Raw genomic sequence first — 22,296 nt, 5'->3', positions numbered from 1 at the left:
AAGATTCATTAGCCAGCGGGCTAAAAATTAAATAGTTTAGAGGTCAATTATGAGCTTCAATATTGCATTATCCGGCCTTGCTGCCGCACAAAAAGATTTAAACGTTACGGCAAATAATATAGCCAACGTAAATACTACGGGTTTTAAAGAGTCGCGCGCAGAATTTGCTGACGTGTATGCATCGTCGGTATTTAGTTCGGGTAAAACAAAAAATGGTGACGGCGTGCAAACGACTATGGTTGCACAACAATTTCATCAAGGATCATTACAGTTTACCAATAACTCGTTAGATTTAGCGATTACCGGTGAAGGTTACTTTGCAACCAGCCAAGACCTAGGCGCGCAAGATTTTACTTACACACGTGCCGGCGCATTTAAGTTAAACAAAGACAACTTTGTGGTAGATGCAAATGGCAGCTTTTTACAAGGCTTTCCGGTTGACCCTTCAACAGGCGATACTACATCAGTGAGTTTAAGTACTTCATCGGCTTTACAAATACCTGACTCGTCAGGATCGCCGCGTGCTACTTCGAGTGTGTATAGCTCGTTTAATTTAGATTCACGATCAATTGCACCTACAATTGCGTTTAACCCTTCAGAAAGTGCGACGTATAATTCATCAACCTCAACAACCGTATATGACTCACTCGGTGAGCCACATGTATTGCAGCTGTTTTTTGTAAAAAGCGACCCTGCAGTACCCGGTAATGAAAATCAATGGAGCGTACATTCAACACTTGATGGTAAATCCTTTGGTGCCAATGGGGTTGAGCAAACAGTAGCTCCGTACACTCCTATGACTACTTTTAAGTTTGACTCAAGTGGTTTACCGCAAAGTACAACTATTAATGGTATAGAAACACCAAACGTAAGTAATACTTTTAATCCATTGTCTATTGCAGCTGGTGGCGGTGGTAATGCGGGGCTTTCTGATTTATTAACCAATGGCGCTACCTTCCCAGCGCCTGTTGAAATTAACTGGCGTGATGAAACCGGTACAGCTAATAAAATACCTACTCAATACGCAAGTCGCTTTGAAGTAAAAGCACTTGAGCAAGACGGTGCAACGGTTGGCCGCTTAGCGGGTATTGATATTGGCGCCGACGGTAAAGTTGTAGCTTCGTACAGTAATGGCGACTCAACATTTTTAGGCCAAGTGGCTATGGTGCGTTTTTCAAACTCACAAGGTTTACAACAAGTGGGCAGTACAGGTTGGAAAGCGAGTATAGCGTCAGGCGAGCCTATTGCCGGTGAACCAGGCTCTGGCACCTTAGGTAATATCAACTCATCAGCGCTTGAGCAGTCAAACGTAAACTTAACTAACGAACTAGTTGATTTAATTAGCGCACAGCGTAATTTCCAAGCAAACTCGCGAGCGCTGGAAGTTAACTCAACGATTCAGCAAAGTATTCTACAAATTAGATAAAGCACAATTTATTAATTTGAATATTCAAGGCTGCTTAATTGCAGCCTTTTTTGTTTATAAGATCAGGTTTGAGGCGTCAGGTATCAGGTTTTAGGCAGAAATTTAAAGAGCAGGTTTGAGGCATCAGGTATCAGGTTTTAGGTAGAAATTTAAAGAGCAGATTTGAGGCGTCAGGTATCAACCTAGAACCTAGCCCCTAGAACCTCATCCCTATAATTTCTGCAGCTACCGGCGGTATAGCACATTGCTTGGTGGTGCAGTTTTACTGCTGTATTTAACAATGGCGCATATATTGCATTTGTTCTTACATAGATTTTTAAGTGAGTCGATGTTATGGATAAAATGGTCTACATTGCCGCGTCTGGCGCTAAGCAAAGCTTAATGGGGCTTGCCCTTAAAGCCAATAATTTGGCGAACGCAAATACCACAGGTTTTAAAGCCGACTTTGCCCAAGCTCGATCTATGCAAGCGTTTGGTGAAGGTTTGCCATCGCGGGTGTTTTCTATGGAAGAGCGCCCAGGTTCAAACATGACATCGGGTGGCATACAGCAAACCGGTCGCGAGCTCGACATTGCCATGAGCGATAATGCCTGGCTAAGTGTACAAGACGCCTCCGGCAACGAAGCTTATACAAAAGTAGGTACGCTTAATATTACCGCCGAAGGCATGTTAGTCACCAGCGGTGGTCGTCAAGTAATTGGCGAAGGCGGCCCTATTATTTTGCCAGTCCCGATTGAAAAAATAGAATTTAGTAAAGACGGTGCCATACAAGTACGCCCACAAGGCGCGCCGGCTAACTTTTTAGAAGAGGTTGATCGTTTAAAAGTGGTTGAGGCAAATAACTCAACACTTGAAAAAGGTAACGATGGTTTATTTAGACCAAAACCAAATCAAACGGTTGAAACCTCAGCTAACGTACAAGTGATAAGCGGCGCATTAGAAATGTCGAACGTTAATCCGGTACACGAAATGGTCGATATGATCAGCCATCAACGCCAATTTGAATTACAAGTAAAGCTAATGAAAACAGCAGAAGAAATAGATCAATCGCAAGATCAGCTGTTGCGCATAGTTTAACTTTAAAATGAGGACACGATTATGAATCCAGCATTGTGGATCAGTAAAACAGGGCTTGACGCCCAACAAACCGACATTTCGGTTATTTCAAATAACTTAGCCAACGCCAGTACAGTTGGTTATAAAAAAAGCCGCGCCGTTTTTGAAGATTTACTATACCAAAACATTAATCAGCCAGGCGGTCGCTCATCGCAAGATACCGAAATGCCATCAGGTTTAATGCTAGGTGCTGGTGCCAAAGTGGTAGCTAACCAAAAAAACTTTTCGCAAGGTAATATGCTAACCACTGAAAATTCACTGGATTGGATGATTTCTGGTTCAGGCTTTTTTGAAGTACTGCAGCCAGATGGCAATATTGCTTATTCGCGCAACGGACAATTTACCACCGATGGCGACGGGCGAGTTGTAACCTCGGGTGCCGGTTATGTAGTTCAGCCTGAAATGAACGTACCCGACGACGCGCAATCAATCACTGTATCGCAAGACGGTGAAGTGTCTGTACGTGTTGCAGGGCAGGCCGACAACGTGGTTATTGGACAAATTACCATTAGTGACTTTATTAATCCGTCGGGCCTTGAGCCTATAGGGCAAAACCTTTACACCGAAACTGCAGTAAGTGGTGCGCCGGTGCAGGGTAACCCAGGGGTTGATGGGCTAGGCACTATTATTCAAGGCTCACTAGAAACGTCAAACGTAAACGTAACCGAAGAGTTGGTAAACCTAATAGAAACCCAGCGTGTTTACGAAATGAACTCAAAAGTAATTTCGGCAGTTGATGAAATGATGAGCTACATCAATCAGCAATTATAATATTTTAGAGGTTATTATGCGCAATATTATATTATTTGCAGCGGGTACTTTATTGTTAAGTGGCTGTGTGTCTACACAAAATAGTGACGTAGTACAAGACGACCCTTACTACGCACCCATGTACCCAGAACCCAATGTTGAACCGGCAGTTGCTAATGGCTCACTGTTTAATACGTATTTATCGAACGACTTATACGCCGATAAAAAAGCACTGCGTACCGGCGATATAATTACGGTTAAATTGCAAGAATCTACGCAAGCCTCTAAAGCGGCAAAAACAGAAACTGATAAACAGTCAGACGCAAAACTTGACCCCGTTATTGGTTTAGGCGGATTACCGGTAAATATTGGCGGCGACAGCATTCAATTTGGTATTGGCAGCGACGCGTCATTTAAAGGCGACTCAAAATCAAATCAGTCAAATAGTTTAGCCGGTGATATATCGGTAAACGTAATGCGTGTTTTACCTAATGGTAATTTAGTTATTCGCGGCGAAAAATGGCTAACGTTAAACTCGGGCGAAGAATTTATTCGTTTAGAGGGATTAGTAAGGCCAGAAGATGTAACTGCAGACAATACCGTACAGTCAAATAGAATTGCTAATGCACGAATTCAATATTCGGGCAAAGGGCAAACTCAAGAAGCGCAAAGTGCCGGTTGGCTAACACGCTTTTTTAGTAGCTCACTTTTTCCTTTTTAGAGGACATTCATTATGAATGTATTTAAAGTTTTTTGTTTAATGGTGTTACTTGGCTGGCAACTTCCTGCCATGGCCGAGCGCATTAAAGATGTGTCTATGGTTGAGGGCGTACGCTCAAACCAATTAGTAGGCTATGGCCTAGTTGTTGGCTTACCTGGTACGGGCGAGCAAAGCCGATTTACCGAGCAAAGCTTTAAAGGCATGTTAAACAGCTTTGGCATTACGCTACCGGCAAGCTTAAAACCAAAAATTAAAAACGTGGCTGCGGTTGCAGTGCATGCAGAGCTACCGCCTTTTAGAAAGCCCGGGCAAACTATAGATATTACCGTATCATCTATTGGTAGTGCAGGTAGTTTACGCGGTGGTACTTTACTACAAACCTTTTTAAAAGGGGTCGACGGCAACGTATACGCTATTGGTCAAGGTAGTTTAATTGTAGGTGGTTTAGGCGCAGAAGGGCTTGATGGCAGTAAAGTCGTTATAAACACGCCAACAGTGGGGCGTATTCCAAATGGCGCAACCGTTGAACGCGCAGTTAAAAGCCCATTTATGCAAAACGACTATATTACTTTTAACTTAAATCGCCCAGACTTTACTACCGCCAAGCGATTAGAAAAAACCATAAACGATTTAGTAGGCCCAAATAGCGCCCAAGCACTCGATGCAGCGTCTATTAGAGTGATTGCCCCAAGAGACGCCTCGCAGCGCGTGTCTTATTTATCAACGCTCGAAAACCTAGAGTTTACCCCAGCAGATACAGCGGCAAAAATTATTGTTAACTCGCGTACCGGTACTATTGTTATTGGTAAAAATGTAAAGCTGCAACCTGCGGCTATTACTCACGGTGGCTTAACAGTAACGATTGCAGAGCAGCTAAACGTGTCGCAGCCTAATGCTTTTAGCGATGGCGATACCGTTGTTACCCAGCAAAGTATTATAGATATAAAACAAGACGACTCACGGGCATTTGTATTTAACCCCGGAGTGAGCCTAGATGACCTAGTACGCGCTATAAACGAAGTAGGCGCCGCACCTGGCGATTTAATGGCAATACTAGAAGCCCTAAAAGAAGCTGGCGCAATAAACGGCCAGCTAGTTGTAATTTAAAACAACGTAATGCTATCGGTGGTCAGTTTTAAAAGCTGGTAACCGATGGCATCTTGCTTAACACCCTTTCATCTGGCTCAATTTTTGCATTGCTTTATACATTATTCATTATTGTGTCAAAAAGCTGATGGAAACAAATCACCTCGATAAGCAAAACTTTTTTGATTTAGGTAACTTAAACGCTTTGCGTAAAGACGCCCTAAACAGTGGCGACGCGTCTAGTGATGCCTCAAAAGCAGCTCTCAAAAAAGCAGCGGCACAATTTGAAGCCATATTTACGCAAATGTTGCTTAAAAGTATGCGCAAAGCCAGCGAAGCCTTCGAAGACAAAGAAAGCCCATTAAATTCAAGTAGCGTAAAGTTTTTTGAAGAAATGCACGATCAGCAACTCTCATCAGAGCTCTCGTCTAATGGTTCATTAGGGCTTGCCGACTTAATAGTGCAGCAACTCTCTCCTACGGCAAAAAATTACACCCCAGCTTCAGTACTCAGAACCAGTAACGATCTTTTAAGCGATCAGCGTGCTGGCATAGAGTTGCCACAGCAACAGCGTAAAAAAGCCGTAACCGAGCCTGTAGATAAAAGCACTATGAATACCGAAAAGCCAGAAGTAGCTAAGCCAAACTTTGAAACGGCCGAAGAGTTTGTAAGTTCGGTATGGGAGCATGCTAAAACAGCGGCTAAAAAAATTGGTTTAAACCCAGCCGTTATGGTGGCTCAAGCAGCACTTGAAACCGGTTGGGGTAAGCATATTATTAATAAAAGCGACGGTAACAGCTCAAATAACTTATTTAATATTAAGTCAGATAAAAGCTGGCAGGGCGAAAAAGCCAACAAAGTAACCTTAGAGTTTGAACAAGGTGCTGCAGTTAAAAAACAAGCCAGTTTTAGAGCTTACGACTCAATAAAAGACAGCGTAAACGACTTTGTTGATTTTTTAACTCAAAACCCACGCTATCAACAAGCATTACAAAATACCGGCAAACCGGCAGCGTTTTTAGACTCATTACAACAAGCCGGTTATGCAACAGACCCAAATTATGCGGATAAAATAAAGCGCGTACTTAACAGTAGCGAGCTAAAAAATATTGCAACAAACGTGATCCGCCAAGGAGTAAAGTAACATGTCGTTTAATTTATTAAACATTGCTAATTCAGGAATAAGAGCAAACACTGATCTGTTGCAAACAACCAGTAAAAATATTAACAATGTAAATACCGACGGCTATGTGCGCGAGCGTACAGAGCATGGCACCATGATCGACAATCAAGTTGGCAAAGGTAATACCTACAGGTTACTTAATGAATTTGCACAAAAACAATTAAACCGAGACACCTCAAATAAAACGTTTTTTGATCAGTTTGTAAGTGAAGCAAACCGGGTCGATACGTTATTTTCGCAAAAAGCGAATAGCTTATCGACCGGTATTAATTCGCTATTTAATAACGTGCAAGAAGCGCTTAATCAGCCATCGTCAACGGTTGCACGTTCGTTAGTAATGACTAACGCCGACAGCTTAATAAGCCAAATGGATAGATTGTCGGGAATAGTGCTGGATCAAAAAAATGTTGTAAATGAGCAGCTCGAAATATTCTCCGATGAAGCCAACACCTTAATTCAAAAAATAGGATCGTTAAACCAACAAATAGCAGGTGTTAATGGTACTAACAACGCATCTGCTGCAAGCGGCACATATAACGAGCGCGATAAAGCGATTCGCGATTTATCAGAGTTAATCGACATTGAAACGCTTGACGGCCCCAATGGTGAAAAACTTGTTTTTATGGGCAGCGGTGAAGCGGTTGTAATGCAAAATGGCTCGTTTAACTTATTTTCGATGCGCGGCGACCCCGATCCAAATTTTAAAGAACTGCGCTTAGATGTAAATGGCGGCAAAGCTGTGCCGCTTGAAGTTGATGCTAGTAAATTAAAAGGCAAAATAGGTGGTTTACTTGCCTTCAGAGACGATATTTTAGTACCTGCGCAAAATCAAATAGGCCAAATGGGCTTAGCGTTAGCAGATGCATTTAATCAGCAAAATCACTTGGGAATGGATGCTAACGGTAAATTGGGCGGCGATATATTCAATATACCTACGGCAAAAGGGTTTGCCTATCAAGCTAACACCGGCGGTGCGGGTGTTAGTGCAACAGTAGAACCCGGTAAAGGCAGTAATTTACCAGCCAGTGATTTTATTGTGACTTATACCGCAAACCCAAACGAAGTGAGTATTCAGCCAGTAGATAATAAAGGCGAGCCATTAGGCGCCGCTACAACAGCAACATTTGTTGGCGGTGAAATTAACTCGGCAAATAACCCAGGTGTTGATTTATTTGGTTTGCAGTTAACTATGGCTGGTGCAGGTAATGAAGGCGATAAATTTCAAATTAAGCTCAATTCAGAAGCCGCAGCAAATATTACCCTCGCCACTGGGCGCGGTGAAGACCTAGCGTTAGCATCGCCAATACGCACCGCCGATGACATAAATAACACCGGTAGCGGCGCTATTTCTGCTGGCAGTGTGAGTAGTGTTACCGCTGGTGGCTTTACAACTACCACTCCTCCTGCACTCGCTAATGGAGATATAACCATTGTTAAAGCAGCGGGTACAAATGATTACTTAATTAGCGATGGAAACGGCGCTAATGTGCCAATTACTATTGCACCACCAGGCAAAAATGTTTTAGCTGGCCTTGGTGCTCCTTATGACGGTTATGGTTTTGACTTTGATATTGAAGGCTCGCCAGCCACAGGCGATAGCTTTACGTTAGAGTTTAACAAAGGCGGCTTTGACGATAACCGCAATGGCTTAAAGTTAGCCGAGTTACAAAACGGTGACTTGGTGCGCCAAAATGTTGTTTCAAGCTCAGATGCCGATAACCATAAAACGTTTAACCAAGCGTATGCCGGATTAGTAACCGACATTGGCGTGGTAACAGGCCAAGCTAAAACAAACGGCGCAGCATTCGACGCACTCGCACAGCAGTCAGAGGCATGGTACGAGTCGTTATCTGGGGTAAACCTTGACGAAGAAGCAGCTAATTTGCTGCGCTTTCAGCAATCTTACGCGGCTTCAGCTCAGGTGCTTTCTGCTGCACGTTCTATTTTTGACACTTTACTTAGTGCCACGAGGTAATTATGCGTTTATCAAATAACTTAATGTATCAAAACAGCATTAATAAAATACTACAAAATCAAAATGGCGTAGCAAACGCACAAGAGCGAGTAAATACTAGGCAAAAGTATTTATCTACCTCAGAAGCGCCTGCCGACATATCGCAAGCTATGCTGTATACCAATAAAATACAAAGTAATGAGCAATATACAAAAAATATTAACCAACTCAATGGCCGACTCAAAACCGAAGAAAGCGTACTGCAAGGTATTAACGAAAGTATTCAAGCAGCTAAAGATATTGCCTTAAAAGCAGGTAATGGCGCATACAGTAAAGACGACTTAAAGTCGTTAGCGTCGGAGCTAACCGAAATACAAAAAACGTTAGCTAATTTAATGAACACCCGTTCAGAAGACGGTAAATACATATTTTCGGGCTACCAAGACAGCACGCAACCGTATCAGTTTGATGCCGCTAGCGGCAAGTACAATTACCAAGGCGATCAAGGCCAGCATAAAATTACTATTGCCGAAGGTGTGTCGATTAAATCTAGCGACAACGGCTACGACACCTTTGAAAAAACCAATGCACGCCTCGATGTAGCATCTAACACAGGCGATGCATCAAGTACGCTTACGGGTTCTGTTTATGTAGATAAACAAGGTGTTTTCGATCAGTTTCATAAAGAGCAATATAACCCTGATCCAGACCCTTTAGTGTCAGCCACAGCAAATACTTTTAATGTAGTGGTTACTGCTGGTGCTAACCCAGGCGATCCGCAGCAATATGAAATTCAGCGCGCAGGTAACCCATTAAACCCGCCTGTTACCGGGGCGGTACAAGCAGGCGAGCCAATTGAATTTGCGGGCATGAAAATTCAGCTAAGCGGCGCTGCACCTGGGCAGCTCGACTTTAGTCTCGAGCCACCTCATAAAGAAAACGTACTTAATACACTGCAGGGTTTAATTACAGGTTTAAATAATGGCACGCTTGCGGGGGATGATTTTCAGCAAGTACTTAACGATGGCGTAACGCAGTTACAAAATGCTAGCGAGCAAGTTGTGTTTACCCAAGCCAGTTTAGGCGGGCGTATGAATGTACTAGAAAGAGTAACCGACTCTAACTCTGCGCTAGACATTCAAAACCAAAGTAATCGTTCAAGCCTGCTTGAAGTAGATATGGCCGCTGCAATTAGCGAACTCACTCAGCAAGAAACCGCACTACAAGCATCGCAGGCCACATTTGGCCGTTTGGCCAAACTCTCGTTATTTGATTATATTTAAAGGTTAAGAGCAGGTTTGAGGTGCCAGGTATCAGGTTTTAGGCAAAAATTAACCAAGCATGGTGTGAAAGAGCATGTTTTAGGTGTCAGGTATCAGGTTTTAGGCAAAAATTAACCAAGCACGGTGTGAAAGAGCAGGTTTTAGGTGTTAGGTGTTAGGTATCAGGTTTTAGGCAAAAACTAGCCAAGCTAGGCGTTTTTGTTGATGGAGGCGCGGTTTTATACCGCGCTTTTTGGTTTTCGACTATCTGAAATTTACTGTTCTTTGTGCAAATGGGTTTAGTAAATTTATTCACAAAAAGGTTATGAGGGCGCTACGCTTTAGTGAAGAAAAAAGCACTCAATTATGTGTTTCCGAGTTTTTCAATTTACTCCTCATTTACTCTCATTGTTTTCTCTTTGTGCAAAATAATATTTAAATGCTTTATTTACAAAGAGGTTATGAGGGCGCTACGCTTTAGAGAGCCAAATACACTAAAGTAAAAACATGTTATACCTCGGTAATCGCCCCCCGAATATCCCCACTAAACCAAGCGGCAAAAAACTGTCACTATTTATTAACCTTTCATTATAAAGCTCACTTTCACTCTAAAACTCAGTTTAATATTTATATTTTTCATTAAAAACAATGCGTTGAGTTTGTTGGGTGAGTTGGCACAAAACCTGCCTTATTAACTACATCTAATAGTGGTTCCTGCAAAAGCATTTTGAACCACATCCTGTTTAACACTCGGAGATGGTAAAATGGCATTAACAGTAAATACTAATGTGTCGTCACTAAACGCACAACGTAACTTATCTAAATCAGGTCAGGGCTTAGCCACTTCAATGGAGCGACTGTCTTCTGGTATGCGTATTAATAGCGCAAAAGATGATGCAGCAGGTCTACAAATTTCAAACAGATTAACATCGCAAATAAATGGCCTAGCCGTTGCTCAACGAAATGCTAATGATGGTATTTCAATGGCGCAAACAGCTGAAGGTGCAATGAATGAATCAACTAACATTCTACAGCGCATGCGCGAACTAGCACTTCAATCAGCGAATGGTTCAAACTCAAAAGAAGATAGAGATTCATTACAAAAAGAAGTAAGTGCATTGCAAACAGAATTAACACGTATCGCTGATACAACTTCATTTGGTGGGCAAAAGTTATTAAATGGAAGTTACGGCACTAAGTCATTTCAAGTCGGTGCTAATGCAAATGAACTAATTAATATAACGCTAAGCAGTGTAGCAGCTGACGATATAGGCGGGACTTTTGCCCAAGGTTCTACAAACGGAACTGCTTTTGGGCTTGCAGCTGCTTCTAGCACTGCTTTTGCCACTAGTGGTACAGTGGCGCAAACTTTTACCTTAAATTCAGGTGGTGAATCTACAAGTGTTTCTATAGATGCAGAATCTACAGCTACAAGTACGGCAAGTCAGATTAATGCTGTAGACTCACTAGTTAAAGCTGAAGCTGTGGCAAAAGTGGATATTACTTTAGCAGGGAGTGTTGGCGGGCTTCTGACTATTGGCAATGAAGATATAGACCTTACTGGTGAAACTAATGAAACATTAACAGCTAAATTAACAGAGCAAGGGTACGATGCTCAAATTGTTGGTGGATTAATACAGCTAGATGTTCGCGGCGTCGATGGTGTAACAATCCAAAGAGACTCTAATGCAACAAATACTAACACTATACTCGTTAACTCTAGAGGTGATACAACTAATACAGCATCAGGTGCTCCCAACTCCTCTTTTACGCTGACCTCAGCAATAGAGTTTTCATCTGAAAGGTCTTTTGATGTCACTTCTGGCGGAACTATAACGGGTGTGGTAAGTGAACTTTCTGAAGAACAAACGGTAGACACTATAGATATCTCTACGCAAGCAGGCTCTCAGCGTGCACTTTCGTTAATAGATTCAGCCATCTCAGATATTGATAGCCAGCGTGCAGGTTTGGGTGCGGTGCAAAATCGCTTTAGTCATACTATTAGTAATCTTGCTAATATATCTGAAAATGTATCTGCATCACGCAGTCGAATTCAAGATACTGACTTTGCAACAGAAACCGCACAAATGACTAAAAACCAGATTTTACAGCAAGCGGGTACGTCAATCTTGTCGCAAGCAAACCAGATACCACAAGCTGCCATTAGCTTGTTAGGTGGTTAATTATTTGACTTACCAATAACCGTTTATATAAACGCACTTCAATTTGAAGTGCGTTTTTTATTTTATCAAAAAAATAGATTTAAATAATTTAAATTAAAAACAGCTAGTTATACTTCATTAAACAAATAAGCTAATTTATTTTTAAAATACTCCTAAAGATAATTTATCTCCTGCCGTTAACTTAATCAGTACGGAGCTGAGCATACATTTGTGACAGCTCTTGGTTAAATTAAAATAGCAACATTACGAAAGTAATCAGGAGTTTTATTATGATTTCAGTAAATACAAATGTATCTTCACTAAACGCGCAGCGCAACCTATCGCAATCAGGTTCTAATTTAGCAACTTCAATGGAACGTCTATCATCAGGTATGCGCATTAACAGTGCAAAAGATGATGCAGCAGGTATGCAAATTTCAAACCGTTTAACTTCACAAGTAAACGGATTAGCAGTAGCACAGCGTAATGCTAACGACGGTATTTCAATGGCACAAACTGCTGAAGGCGCAATGAGTGAGTCAACTAATATACTGCAACGTATGCGTGAACTTGCGCTTCAATCTGCGAATGGTTCAAACTCTAAAGAAGATCGTGATTCACTGCAAAAAGAAGTTTCAGCACTGCAAACAGAGTTAACACGTATTGCAGAAACCACATCTTTTGGTGGACAACAATTGCTAGATGGTAGTTTTGGTACTAAATCATTCCAGATTGGTGCAAATGCTAACGAAACCATTAATATTTCACTCCAAGATGTATCAGCAGATAAGATTGGTGGAACTTTTGCTACTGCTATAGGAGCTGGTACTTCCTTTGGCGCTTATGACGCTACTGATGGTAGTTATAAAAAAACCACATCAGAAACTTTGACACTAAAAACTGCTGGCGGTAATGCTGTTAAAGTAACTCTTGATGAAGATTCAACAGCAACTGAAGCGGCAAATAAGATAAATGCATCTGATTCCGATGTTTTGGCTGCCGCAGTAGCTAAAGTTGATATTGTTTTAGCCGCAGCTACGACAGGAACCATGACAATTGGTGATAATGAAATAACACTTAATGCTGATACTACTACTACGTTAGCGACACAGTTACAAGATTTGGGATATGACGCGACTATGAATGGCACCACTCTTGAGCTTAATGCTTCAGAAGTTGATGGCGTATCTTTTTCCATAGGTTCTGCAGGCAGTGTTCAATTAAACTCTAGGGGTGTTACTACAAATGCAGCTGTAACAACAGCTGATACAGATTTAGGTTACACTTCGGCATTAGAATTCTCTTCAAAAAATAGCTTTACTGTTGAGGGTGGTACAAAATCGGCTGCTAATGCGGGGGTAAGTGGAACAGCTGCTGATAAAATGGTAAGTACGATTGACATTACTTCGCAAGCAGGTTCGCAAAGTGCACTTTCTATTATTGATAGTGCGATTGCTGAGATTGACTCTCAACGAGCTGATTTAGGTGCGGTTCAAAACCGTTTTGATCATACAATTAGTAACTTATCTAATATTCAAGAAAATGTATCAGCTTCACGTAGCCGTATTCAAGATACTGACTTTGCAACAGAAACAGCGCAAATGACTAAAAACCAAATATTGCAACAAGCGGGTACGTCAATTTTGTCGCAAGCGAACCAGTTACCACAAGCAGCGCTTAGCTTACTAGGTTAATAGTTAATTAGGTTAGTAGTTCATTAGCTTATTAATAGCTAACTAATACCAAAAGTCAGTGTTAGTAATTTTAAAAAGGAGATGGCTTTGTTCATCTCCTTTTGTCGTTTAACTTACTAAATTAAGCTAATTTATAAATAGTGTACAATGTTTAAAACTATTTAGGAGGCGTTATGAATACAATTACCTCAGGCGCAGAAGTTTCAGTAACGGCAAGTAATGCTGGGCAAACTAGCGAAAGTAAAGTAGAGCAAACAGCTACGGTACTAACGGCTAGTGCCATTGACGATGTTAAAAAAAGTGCTTCACAAGCACAGCAATATCAAAGTAATGCTGACACTGCTACGCAGCAGCAACAACCGTTAGAGCGTGAACAGCTGGAAAAAGTGGCGCAGCAATTGCAGGATTTTATGGGCGAAATGAACCGTAGTTTGCAGTTTAAAGTTGATGAAGATTCAGGTCGCGATGTAATTAAAGTGCTCGATAAAAGCACTGGCGATGTTATTAAACAATACCCTTCGGAAGAAGTGTTAAGTTTAGTGTCTAAGTTGTCTGAAACTGCGGGTTTGTTAATTGACCAAACGGTATAGCTATATAGGTATATAACTAAATAGCAGCTGCGTTTTTTAAGTTTTTTAAGTTTTTTGTTTTTTATTTAATAGTGTAAAGGGGTATAAACATGGCTATTTCGTTTACTGGCTTAGGTTCAGGCTTACAAGTATCTGAAATTGTAGGTGCATTAGTAAATGCTGAAAAAGCGCCTTTTGAATCACGTTTAAATAGAAAAGAAGCTAACTTAACTACCGATATTTCCGCTGTAGGTGCATTAAAAGCCGCGCTTGAAAAAGTACAAGAGTCGATGAGTGCATTAGGCGACGTTGATAACTATCAAAAACGTACGACATCGGGTAATGATGATTTTATATCGCTTAGCTCAGATAAAGACGCCCAACCAGGTGGTTACTCGGTAAAAGTAAATAATTTAGCCACTGAGCATAAAATAATGTCGAGTGCATTTGATGCCACCAACCCTGTTGGTGCTGGAACTATGACGTTAAGCTCGGGCGATAATAGCTTTGATATTGCAGTATCAGACACTGCAACGCTAAGCGAAGTGCGCGATGCAATAAACAACAGTAAAGATAATAAAAGCATTAACGCCACCATAATTACTGATGATACTGGCCAGCGCTTAGTATTTTCGGCTCAAACTAGTGGTGTAGAAAACCAAATTAAAATAGCAGTGGCCGATGACGATGCTAATAACACCGATACCTTAGGCCTTTCGCGTTTAGCGTTTGACCCTGCACCCGCAGGAATAAAAAATGTGAGCGAAGTAGTTGCCGCTGTTGACGCGTCAATAACTATTGACGGCACAGTAACAGTAACTAGTAGCACTAACGAATTTAAAAATGTGATTGATGGCGTGACTATTACCGCTAAAAAAGCACAAGGTGTAGACGATGACCTAAGTAAGCTAACCGTTAAAGAAAATAACAATAATATAAAAGCTGGCTTAAATGGGTTTATCGAAAGTTATAACGAGCTGCTAGAACTAAGTAAAAACTTAGGTAAATCTGGCGAAGATGGCGCTGGCGTAATGGCGGGTGATTCACTGCTGCGCGGTGTTATGTCAAAGTTAAGGCAAGAAATTACCAACAGTGTTGACTTAGGCGATGGTAACTCTTTATCGCTATCGCAGTTAGGTGTAGAAGCCGACCGCTATGGTAAATTAAGCTTAGATACCGAGCGCTTAGATGAGCAAGTAAAAAATGATGTTGATTTAGTGCAACAGTTTTTTATTGGCGAAAATAAAGACGAAGGCGGTTTTGCCCAATCGTTTGATGAGTTAATGAACTTTTATAATAAGTCTGATGGTTTAATTCAAAACAGAATAGAGAGTAAAGAAGGTCAGCTTCGTGGGATTGATGACGAACGGGTATCGTTTGCACGTAAAATGCAGTCGTTAGAGTCGCGCCTTTATGCGCAGTACAACAGCATGGATTTATTGGTGGCAGGTTTAAACTCAACCAGTAGTTATCTTCAATCTCAGTTAGATAACATGCCAGGTGTAGTTAGAAAGTCTAAGTAGTTAAGGGTTAGGTTTTAGGGAATATACTGGGCTTTAGGCTAAGGCAAATACTGAGCTTGCGAAAAGGCAGTTGTTAGTTATATAAGTGCGGTTTTATTTAATAACAATAATACCGCAGTTTTTGCGTTAAACAGATTAAAACAGTGCAAAAAGGCTTTAAGTGATTTACTCACAAAGAGGTTAAGAGGCGCTGTGCTTTAGAGAAGAAAAGGCACTAAATTACTTGTTTAACTCACTTCTCATTTACTCTCATTGTTTTCTCTTTGTGCAAAATGATCTTTAAATAATTTATTCACAAAAAGATATTAAGAGGCGCTGCGCTTTAGAGAAGAAAAGTATAAAACCATGGTTTAATTTACTTCTTATTATGCTAACTGTCTTTTTAAGTGCTTTTGTAAGCGCTGATCGCTTTGTCTGACTTTTTATGCTTTAACAAGGCTTTAAACGAGTCGTCTTTATGGATGTTAGCTTGAGTTAAAATAGCATTAATATGCGCTTGTGTTGTTATAAGCTCGTCACTACTTGGCTGCTCAGCGCTTTCGCACCAGCTTTTTAAGCACGTATTTAACGCTTCAAGCTGTAAAGCTGCTGCGTCAGCATCGTTGTTATTTACCAGTGTTTCAAGCTCGCAGAGCAATTGTTTAATTTGCTCTGCTGGCTGTTGGTCAGTAATTAAAGGCATAATAAATTAAACTGCAGGAGAGCGTTCGCTAGCAGGAATATTATCCCACCCTTCTTTTATTTCTTTCACTATGCTAGAAACTTCCATAATTGCTGCTGTATCGTTATTTAAGTTAGCTTTAGTTAGTGTACGTTGGCAATAGTCGTATAGCGCGGCTAAATTATTTGAAATTCCTGAGCCTTGCTCAACGTCAAAATTAAGTGTGTCTTGCAATGCGCCAAAAAGTAAAATGCAGGCTGAGATATTTTCGCCCTTTTTTTCAATTTCTTTGCGTTCAATAAAACCTTTGGTTGCAGCTAAGCGCCCAATAATGTTACTAAAAATTAGGTTTATTTGTTCGTAAGGTGTCATTTCGCTAATGCTGCTTGCACGAACTTGACCGTATTTTTTAATTGATGCATGTGCCATGAGAAGATCCTAAATTTTGATAACTAAAAATATTAATACAATAACCAGCAATTATAATGCCAAGCATTTTATATATACTTACTTATCGGCATTTAAAGCGGCAACTTAAGTAAATATTAGTGAATATTTTTATTATAAAGTGACTTTACATCTCTAATTTAAGTATTAAGCTTTGCGATTAACTTATTATGCGAATGTAGGGGTATTTACAACCTTAATACTTAATGGTTAATCCTTAAGTATTGTTGCTTTAATTAAAGTGTCTGTTTTTTGGCGTTAATGTCAAAAAGTCGCCACTAGTGCTTGCATACAATTTCAACTGGCTTACAATTTGGTTAACAAAATAAATTAGTGAAATGAATGGCCCGCTAAATATGATCTTAATTTTAGATAATAATAACAATCGCTCGATAGGATTATATGCCTCACTTACTTTTATTGGTGAAGCGGTGCAATTACAAACGGAAGCCGACTTTGAGCAAGCGTGTAGTAAGTATCAAAGTAAAGAATGTATTGTAATTTTAGGTGCATTGCAGGCGCTTGATCACGAAAGTTTAATTAAACGCTACCCTACGTTTCCTTTTTTACTAATTGGCGAAACACTCAAGCCTTTACTGAGTATTGCTAATGTAGTGGGGTTAATTTGTGAGCCATTTAGCCACGAAATAACCACGCAACTATTACACGACTGCCAACAATATCAGCGCATGTTGCCTATTGAGCACAAACACAGTAAACCACACAATACTTTTGATGGCCTAGTGGGCGAAACATCGGCGGTTAAAGACCTGCGCTTTTTAATTGAGCAAGTAGCAAAAACCGATGCTAATGTACTTATTTTAGGTGAGTCGGGCACAGGTAAAGAGGTCGTGGCGCGTAACGTACATTTATTGTCTAAACGCCTTAAAGGGCCTTTCGTACCAGTTAACTGTGGTGCTATTCCGGGGGAGTTGCTCGAAAGTGAATTGTTTGGCCATGAAAAAGGCGCATTTACAGGGGCAATTTCTGCTCGTAAAGGGCGTTTTGAACTGGCGCAAGGCGGTACGCTATTTTTAGATGAAATAGGCGATATGCCGCTGCAAATGCAAGTTAAGTTGCTGCGCGTATTGCAAGAGCGCAGTTATGAGCGAGTAGGCGGCACTAAAGCGATTCAGGCTGATGTACGTATTATTGCCGCAACCCATCGCAACCTCGAAACCATGATAGAGCAAGGCACGTTTCGTGAAGATTTATACTACCGATTAAACGTATTCCCTATTGAAAGCCCGTCGCTTACTCAGCGCGCTGATGACATACCGCTGTTATTAAAAGAGTTAATGCGCCGCGTTAATGAGCAAAGTGGCTCAACCGCTAAGTTTACTGAGCGCGCGGTCGAGAGTTTAAAAGAGCATAGTTGGCCGGGTAATATTCGCGAGCTTGCAAACTTAGTTGAGCGAATGGTGATAATGTTCCCAGAAAAAGTGGTCGATGTTCCTGATTTACCGGCTAAGTATCGTTATATTGAAGTTGAAGCCTATGAGCCGCAGTACCCAGAAGAGTTAATGGAGCGCGATGCTTTTAACGACATATTTAGCACCGACTTTAGCGATTATGACGATGAAACCGACCACTCTACAGCAGCAGATTCAGGCTTGTTACCCAGCGAAGGGATTGAGCTTAAAGAATACTTAGCCGAGCTAGAAATTAACTTAATTACTCAAGCATTAGAGCGCTTTGATTATGTAGTTGCCCGCGCCGCCGAAATACTCGGAGTACGCCGCACTACTTTGGTCGAAAAAATGAAAAAATATAACTTGTCGAGAGACTAAAAATTAAGGGCAGCTATCAGGTTTTAGGTGTCAGGGTTCAGGCTTTAGGTAAAAAATAACCAAGCACAGCGTTTAGCTTTTGCTGTAGGCGTTAAGCTTGCTGACGCGCGCACTAATTACAGAGGCTTGATTAAAAGCCTGAAATCAGACTGTTTGCCTAGCCCCTAGCTTTTTAACTTCTTCTTTTCTAAAACAGTTATTACTGTGATCGTTAACCATACCGCAGGCTTGCATATGGGCGTATACGGTTGTTGGCCCTAAAAACTTAAAACCACGCTTTTTTAAATCTTTAGCAAATGCGCTTGAGGTAGGGGTAATTGCTGGGGTGTTGTCAGCAGAATTTAAATTATTTACTTGCGGCTTATTGCCAACAAACTGCCATTGATAGTTACTAAAGCTACCAAATTCTTGCTGAATTTTAATAAAGCATTTGGCGTTATTTACAGTAGCGGCAATTTTTAAGCGATTACGCACAATACCCGCATCAAGCATTAGTCGCTCAATATCTTGCTCGGTAAATGCTGCTACTTTGTGTACATCAAAGTCGGCAAAAGCATTTTTATAACCATTACGCTTTTTTAAAATAGTGTACCAACTCAATCCTGCTTGCGCCGACTCCAGCGTTAAAAATTCAAACAGTTTTTTATCGTCATACACAGGCACTCCCCATTCGTTATCGTGGTATGCAACGTAGTCGGGTTTGCTGGTGTCGAGCCATGAGCAGCGAGATTGCTTGGTCATTATAGTTCCTTAGTTGCGGTGCTTTTATTTGCGCGTCATTTTAATGTCGCGTATTTTTACTGTGTAACTCAATGATATACATGGTAATAAAAGGTGGTATAAATTGTGCATTTAACCCTGTATCTGCATCAATTAGAGATTTGATTATGGCACTTGCTAGTGTGTTAAAACCACAGTTTATTTCTGCAAATCAGTATAACCCATGTTTACTTCAAGAGGAGTATATAGGGGAGTTAAGTGATCTGCGTAAACAGGCTAGTTGGCTTTCGCATTTAGTAGATACTATGCCCGCAGGAGTAATAGTGCTTGATGGTAAAGGCATGATAGCGAAAGCGAATCAAATTGCGATTGATATGCTTGGCGAGCCGCTAGAAGGCGAAAAGTGGTTTAGTGTTATTCAGCGCTCTTTTCGGCCTCAGCAAGATGATGGCCACGAAGTGTCTTTAAAAGACGGGCGCTTAATAAAACTTGATATTACTGCACTTGCCCCAGAGCCTGGGCAACTTATTTTAATGACAGACTTGAGCGAAACCCGCCGCTTACAAAAACGGGTTGCGCATATGCAGCGCTTAAGTGCGCTGGGTAAAATGGTGGCATCTTTGGCGCACCAAGTACGTACGCCGCTGTCGGCGGCTATGCTTTATGCTGCTAATTTAGGTTCAAAACGCTTACCCGAAGCGTCGCGCGATAACTTTCAAACTAAATTAATGTCGCGCTTAAAAGATTTAGAAAACCAAGTAAACGACATGCTGCTATTTGCCAAAAGTGGCGATCAGCATGTGGTTGAGCAGGTGTCTATGCAGCAATTATTAAGCGAAGTAAAAACCGGTGCAGATGCCATGGTAACGCTTAATAACAGTGAGCTTGATGTAAGCTTACCTGAACCCGACATTGCGATTTTAGGGAATAAAACCGCGCTTGCCAGTGCGATTCAAAACCTGATTCATAACAGTATTCAAATTATAGGCTCTGGGGCACAAGTGCAAGTAAGGGCAATGCGCGATTTGCAAACCCCAGATTTTGTACGCATTAGCGTGAGTGATAATGGCCCAGGTGTTGACCTACAGCAGGTAGATAAACTGTTTGAACCATTTTTTACCACTAGCAGCCAAGGCACAGGCTTAGGGTTGGCGGTTGTTAGCTCTGTTGCTAATGCGCACCAAGGGCGTATTGAGGTGACTAATAATGTACATGGCGGCGCTTGTTTTAACTTGCTATTGCCAATTAGCGCAGCATCTAAATTAGAGGAATCGTTATGAGTAATACTATTTTAGTTGTAGAGGACGACGCAGGGCTTCGCGAAGCATTAATAGATACCCTAGAAATGTCGGGTATTGAATGCGTTGCTGCCGATAGTGCAGAGCAGGCGATGTTACTACTAAAAAAAGAATCCTTTTCGTTAGTGGTGAGCGATGTGCAAATGGGCGCTATGAGCGGCCTAGATTTGCTGCGCAGTATTAAATTAAATTACCCCGATTTACCGGTATTAATGATGACCGCCTATGCAACTATTGACGATGCGGTAGAGGCAATGCGCTTAGGCGCGATTGATTATATGGCCAAACCATTTGCACCCGAGGTGCTATTAAATATGGTGAGCCGCTATTTGCCCGAAAAACCTAAAGAAACCGACGGCCCTATTGTTGCCGACCCAACGAGTATTCAATTGCTGGAGCTTGCAAGCAGGGTAGCTAAATCAGACGCCAGTGTTATGGTGCTGGGACCAAGTGGCTCGGGCAAAGAAGTATTAGCGCGGTTTATTCATGATAAATCAGCGCGTGCTGCAAAGCCCTTTGTGGCTATTAACTGTGCGGCGATTCCTGAAAACATGCTAGAAGCAACATTATTTGGCTACGAAAAAGGCGCTTTTACTGGCGCGATTCAGGCATGCCCAGGTAAGTTTGAGCAAGCACAGGGCGGTACTATTTTACTTGATGAAATTACCGAAATGGATTTGGGCTTACAAGTTAAACTACTGCGTGTATTACAAGAGCGCGAAGTTGAGCGCTTAGGGAGTCGTAAAACCATTGCGCTAGATGTACGCATACTCGCAACCAGTAACCGCGATTTAAAACAAGCGGTAGCGAATAATCAGTTTAGGGAAGATTTATATTATCGCCTTAACGTTTTTCCGCTAATGTGGCGGCCATTGTGCGAGCGCCCTGGCGATATAATTGTGTTGGCAAAGCACTTAATTGAACGCCATTTAATTAAAGCTAAGCAGCCGCTGGCTATTTTAGATAAGCAAGCTGAGCAAAAGCTGCTTAGCCATACATGGCCAGGTAATGTGCGTGAGCTTGATAACGTAATTCAGCGTGCGCTTATACTGCGCAGTGGCAACAGCATAAGTGAGCAAGCTATTTTTATTGAAAACTTAGCCCCAAGTAACTTTGTAGTAGAGCCAGCAATTAGTGAAAGTGCGTTAACTAGCGCCTATTACGATAGTAAAACAACAGCCATTATTAATGACGAAAAGTCGGGTGATGAAAAGCTTGATGATCAAACACCGAATGAGCAAAAATCAGATTTACTCGCTCAAGATACAGGCAGTTATAAAGATGAGCTTAAAGATAAAGAGCATCGAATTATTTTAGAAACACTTGCGCGTTGCCAAGGCAAGCGTAAAGACGTAGCCGAAACTTTGGGTATTAGCCCGCGAACTTTACGTTATAAACTAGCGCAAATGCGCGACTTAGGTATTTCACTTCCTGCATAACCTTCAAAAAAGCCCTAAATTCAATACCTTGAATTTAGGGCTGTCAAAACTCTGACTAAGTAAAAACTAACTGTAACACCATGTATTTAAAGCTTTATTTATGTGGCACGTTTTGTGCTTTATTAACCTTAAGAGTTAACTGCATTGTTAGAGACAAATAATGAAAATTCAAAATAGCGCTGTATTTCAAGAAATGCAATCAATGGCCTTAGAAGCGGGCCGTAATAATCAAATTAATAAATTGCCTACGCAAGTTCAGTCTACGTCATCAGCACAATTTGGCGATATGCTTAGCAATGCGCTCAATACTGTGCATGAGTTACAGCAAGACACAGGTCAAAAAGTAAAAGCGGTTGAAATGGGCGACAGAAGCGTATCACTTGCTGAGGCAATGATTGCTTCGCAAAAGTCTTCTGTTGCATTTGAAGCGACCGTACAAGTGCGTAATAAACTTGTTGAAGCTTACAAAGAAATCATGAATATGCCTGTTTAATC

At 41.3% G+C, this 22,296-nt stretch carries 19 protein-coding genes; 16 read left to right on the top strand and 3 right to left on the bottom strand.

Annotated features, from left to right (window positions below; all coding sequences use genetic code 11):
- The first annotated feature begins 49 nt into the window (after positions 1-49).
- The 12 genes from flgE to fliD all read left to right on the top strand — a co-directional run bounded on the left by flgE (position 50) and on the right by fliD (position 15,446).
- A complete protein-coding gene (flgE, locus tag AAEY55_RS04875) occupies positions 50-1,426 on the top strand; it encodes a flagellar hook protein FlgE (RefSeq protein ID WP_350550313.1) in 1,377 nt (458 codons plus the stop codon).
- Between the two features lie 333 nt (positions 1,427-1,759).
- The gene (locus tag AAEY55_RS04870; RefSeq protein WP_011327467.1) at positions 1,760-2,503 is read left to right on the top strand and encodes a flagellar basal body rod protein FlgF; all 744 of its coding nucleotides are present in this window, start codon (positions 1,760-1,762) and stop codon (positions 2,501-2,503) included.
- Between the two features lie 21 nt (positions 2,504-2,524).
- Entirely contained in the window at positions 2,525-3,313 is a 789-nt protein-coding gene (flgG, locus tag AAEY55_RS04865) for a flagellar basal-body rod protein FlgG (protein ID WP_011327468.1), read from the top strand.
- Between the two features lie 16 nt (positions 3,314-3,329).
- Positions 3,330-4,013 (top strand): flagellar basal body L-ring protein FlgH, encoded by a 684-nt coding sequence (gene flgH / locus AAEY55_RS04860; protein WP_011327469.1) that lies wholly within the window; start codon positions 3,330-3,332, stop codon positions 4,011-4,013.
- A 12-nt stretch (positions 4,014-4,025) separates the two neighbouring features.
- Positions 4,026-5,120, top strand: a complete 1,095-nt coding sequence (locus tag AAEY55_RS04855) for a flagellar basal body P-ring protein FlgI (protein WP_011327470.1) — start codon at positions 4,026-4,028, stop codon at positions 5,118-5,120.
- Positions 5,121-5,247: 127 nt separating this feature from the next.
- A complete protein-coding gene (gene flgJ / locus AAEY55_RS04850) occupies positions 5,248-6,243 on the top strand; it encodes a flagellar assembly peptidoglycan hydrolase FlgJ (protein ID WP_011327471.1) in 996 nt (331 codons plus the stop codon).
- A 1-nt stretch (position 6,244) separates the two neighbouring features.
- Complete coding sequence (locus AAEY55_RS04845) at positions 6,245-8,257, top strand: FlgK family flagellar hook-associated protein (protein ID WP_350550309.1); 2,013 nt, start codon at positions 6,245-6,247, stop codon at positions 8,255-8,257.
- Positions 8,258-8,259: 2 nt separating this feature from the next.
- The gene (gene flgL, locus AAEY55_RS04840) at positions 8,260-9,519 is read left to right on the top strand and encodes a flagellar hook-associated protein FlgL (protein ID WP_350550306.1); all 1,260 of its coding nucleotides are present in this window, start codon (positions 8,260-8,262) and stop codon (positions 9,517-9,519) included.
- A 743-nt stretch (positions 9,520-10,262) separates the two neighbouring features.
- Entirely contained in the window at positions 10,263-11,681 is a 1,419-nt protein-coding gene (locus AAEY55_RS04835; RefSeq protein WP_350550303.1) for a flagellin, read from the top strand.
- A 266-nt stretch (positions 11,682-11,947) separates the two neighbouring features.
- Complete coding sequence (locus tag AAEY55_RS04830) at positions 11,948-13,354, top strand: flagellin (RefSeq protein ID WP_193038489.1); 1,407 nt, start codon at positions 11,948-11,950, stop codon at positions 13,352-13,354.
- A gap of 173 nt (positions 13,355-13,527) precedes the next feature.
- Positions 13,528-13,944 carry a flagellar protein FlaG gene (locus tag AAEY55_RS04825; protein ID WP_193038470.1) on the top strand — a complete coding sequence of 139 codons (417 nt, stop codon included), beginning with the start codon at positions 13,528-13,530 and terminating at the stop codon, positions 13,942-13,944.
- 89 nt (positions 13,945-14,033) lie between these two features.
- The gene (gene fliD / locus AAEY55_RS04820; protein ID WP_193038471.1) at positions 14,034-15,446 is read left to right on the top strand and encodes a flagellar filament capping protein FliD; all 1,413 of its coding nucleotides are present in this window, start codon (positions 14,034-14,036) and stop codon (positions 15,444-15,446) included.
- A gap of 382 nt (positions 15,447-15,828) precedes the next feature.
- On the opposite strand, the gene AAEY55_RS04815 is transcribed toward fliD, so the two are convergent.
- Positions 15,829-16,128: a hypothetical protein gene (locus AAEY55_RS04815; RefSeq protein ID WP_011327478.1), complete on the bottom strand. Its 300-nt coding sequence runs from the start codon at positions 16,126-16,128 to the stop codon at positions 15,829-15,831.
- A gap of 6 nt (positions 16,129-16,134) precedes the next feature.
- Entirely contained in the window at positions 16,135-16,536 is a 402-nt protein-coding gene (gene fliS, locus AAEY55_RS04810) for a flagellar export chaperone FliS (RefSeq protein WP_089367871.1), read from the bottom strand.
- A gap of 374 nt (positions 16,537-16,910) precedes the next feature.
- Between fliS and AAEY55_RS04805 the strand changes: the two genes are divergently transcribed.
- Positions 16,911-18,344: a sigma-54 dependent transcriptional regulator gene (locus AAEY55_RS04805; RefSeq protein ID WP_193038472.1), complete on the top strand. Its 1,434-nt coding sequence runs from the start codon at positions 16,911-16,913 to the stop codon at positions 18,342-18,344.
- Between the two features lie 144 nt (positions 18,345-18,488).
- On the opposite strand, the gene AAEY55_RS04800 is transcribed toward AAEY55_RS04805, so the two are convergent.
- The gene (locus AAEY55_RS04800; protein WP_350550298.1) at positions 18,489-19,085 is read right to left on the bottom strand and encodes a DNA-3-methyladenine glycosylase I; all 597 of its coding nucleotides are present in this window, start codon (positions 19,083-19,085) and stop codon (positions 18,489-18,491) included.
- 146 nt (positions 19,086-19,231) lie between these two features.
- Between AAEY55_RS04800 and AAEY55_RS04795 the strand changes: the two genes are divergently transcribed.
- The 3 genes from AAEY55_RS04795 to fliE all read left to right on the top strand — a co-directional run bounded on the left by AAEY55_RS04795 (position 19,232) and on the right by fliE (position 22,294).
- Positions 19,232-20,344, top strand: coding sequence for an ATP-binding protein (locus tag AAEY55_RS04795; protein WP_350550295.1), 1,113 nt, complete (start codon positions 19,232-19,234; stop codon positions 20,342-20,344).
- Positions 20,341-21,801, top strand: coding sequence for a sigma-54 dependent transcriptional regulator (locus AAEY55_RS04790; protein WP_182684003.1), 1,461 nt, complete (start codon positions 20,341-20,343; stop codon positions 21,799-21,801). Before AAEY55_RS04795 ends, AAEY55_RS04790 begins: the two co-directional genes overlap by 4 nt.
- A gap of 160 nt (positions 21,802-21,961) precedes the next feature.
- A complete protein-coding gene (fliE, locus tag AAEY55_RS04785; protein WP_041454357.1) occupies positions 21,962-22,294 on the top strand; it encodes a flagellar hook-basal body complex protein FliE in 333 nt (110 codons plus the stop codon).
- The last annotated feature ends 2 nt before the right edge of the window (positions 22,295-22,296 follow it).

Origin of the sequence: Pseudoalteromonas sp. 120-MNA-CIBAN-0494 (genome assembly GCF_040308885.1) — a bacterium.
Taxonomy (GTDB): Bacteria; Pseudomonadota; Gammaproteobacteria; order Enterobacterales; family Alteromonadaceae; genus Pseudoalteromonas; species Pseudoalteromonas nigrifaciens.
This window is presented reverse-complemented; position numbering and strand designations above follow the sequence as displayed.

Coding starts and splice junctions, on each gene's coding strand:
- flgE (WP_350550313.1), top strand. CDS start 50: ATGAGCTTCAATATTGCATTATCCGGCCTTGCTGCCGCACAAAAAGAT.
- AAEY55_RS04870 (WP_011327467.1), top strand. CDS start 1,760: ATGGATAAAATGGTCTACATTGCCGCGTCTGGCGCTAAGCAAAGCTTA.
- flgG (WP_011327468.1), top strand. CDS start 2,525: ATGAATCCAGCATTGTGGATCAGTAAAACAGGGCTTGACGCCCAACAA.
- flgH (WP_011327469.1), top strand. CDS start 3,330: ATGCGCAATATTATATTATTTGCAGCGGGTACTTTATTGTTAAGTGGC.
- AAEY55_RS04855 (WP_011327470.1), top strand. CDS start 4,026: ATGAATGTATTTAAAGTTTTTTGTTTAATGGTGTTACTTGGCTGGCAA.
- flgJ (WP_011327471.1), top strand. CDS start 5,248: ATGGAAACAAATCACCTCGATAAGCAAAACTTTTTTGATTTAGGTAAC.
- AAEY55_RS04845 (WP_350550309.1), top strand. CDS start 6,245: ATGTCGTTTAATTTATTAAACATTGCTAATTCAGGAATAAGAGCAAAC.
- flgL (WP_350550306.1), top strand. CDS start 8,260: ATGCGTTTATCAAATAACTTAATGTATCAAAACAGCATTAATAAAATA.
- AAEY55_RS04835 (WP_350550303.1), top strand. CDS start 10,263: ATGGCATTAACAGTAAATACTAATGTGTCGTCACTAAACGCACAACGT.
- AAEY55_RS04825 (WP_193038470.1), top strand. CDS start 13,528: ATGAATACAATTACCTCAGGCGCAGAAGTTTCAGTAACGGCAAGTAAT.
- fliD (WP_193038471.1), top strand. CDS start 14,034: ATGGCTATTTCGTTTACTGGCTTAGGTTCAGGCTTACAAGTATCTGAA.
- AAEY55_RS04815 (WP_011327478.1), bottom strand. CDS start 16,128: ATGCCTTTAATTACTGACCAACAGCCAGCAGAGCAAATTAAACAATTG.
- fliS (WP_089367871.1), bottom strand. CDS start 16,536: ATGGCACATGCATCAATTAAAAAATACGGTCAAGTTCGTGCAAGCAGC.
- AAEY55_RS04805 (WP_193038472.1), top strand. CDS start 16,911: ATGATCTTAATTTTAGATAATAATAACAATCGCTCGATAGGATTATAT.
- AAEY55_RS04800 (WP_350550298.1), bottom strand. CDS start 19,085: ATGACCAAGCAATCTCGCTGCTCATGGCTCGACACCAGCAAACCCGAC.
- AAEY55_RS04795 (WP_350550295.1), top strand. CDS start 19,232: ATGGCACTTGCTAGTGTGTTAAAACCACAGTTTATTTCTGCAAATCAG.
- AAEY55_RS04790 (WP_182684003.1), top strand. CDS start 20,341: ATGAGTAATACTATTTTAGTTGTAGAGGACGACGCAGGGCTTCGCGAA.
- fliE (WP_041454357.1), top strand. CDS start 21,962: ATGAAAATTCAAAATAGCGCTGTATTTCAAGAAATGCAATCAATGGCC.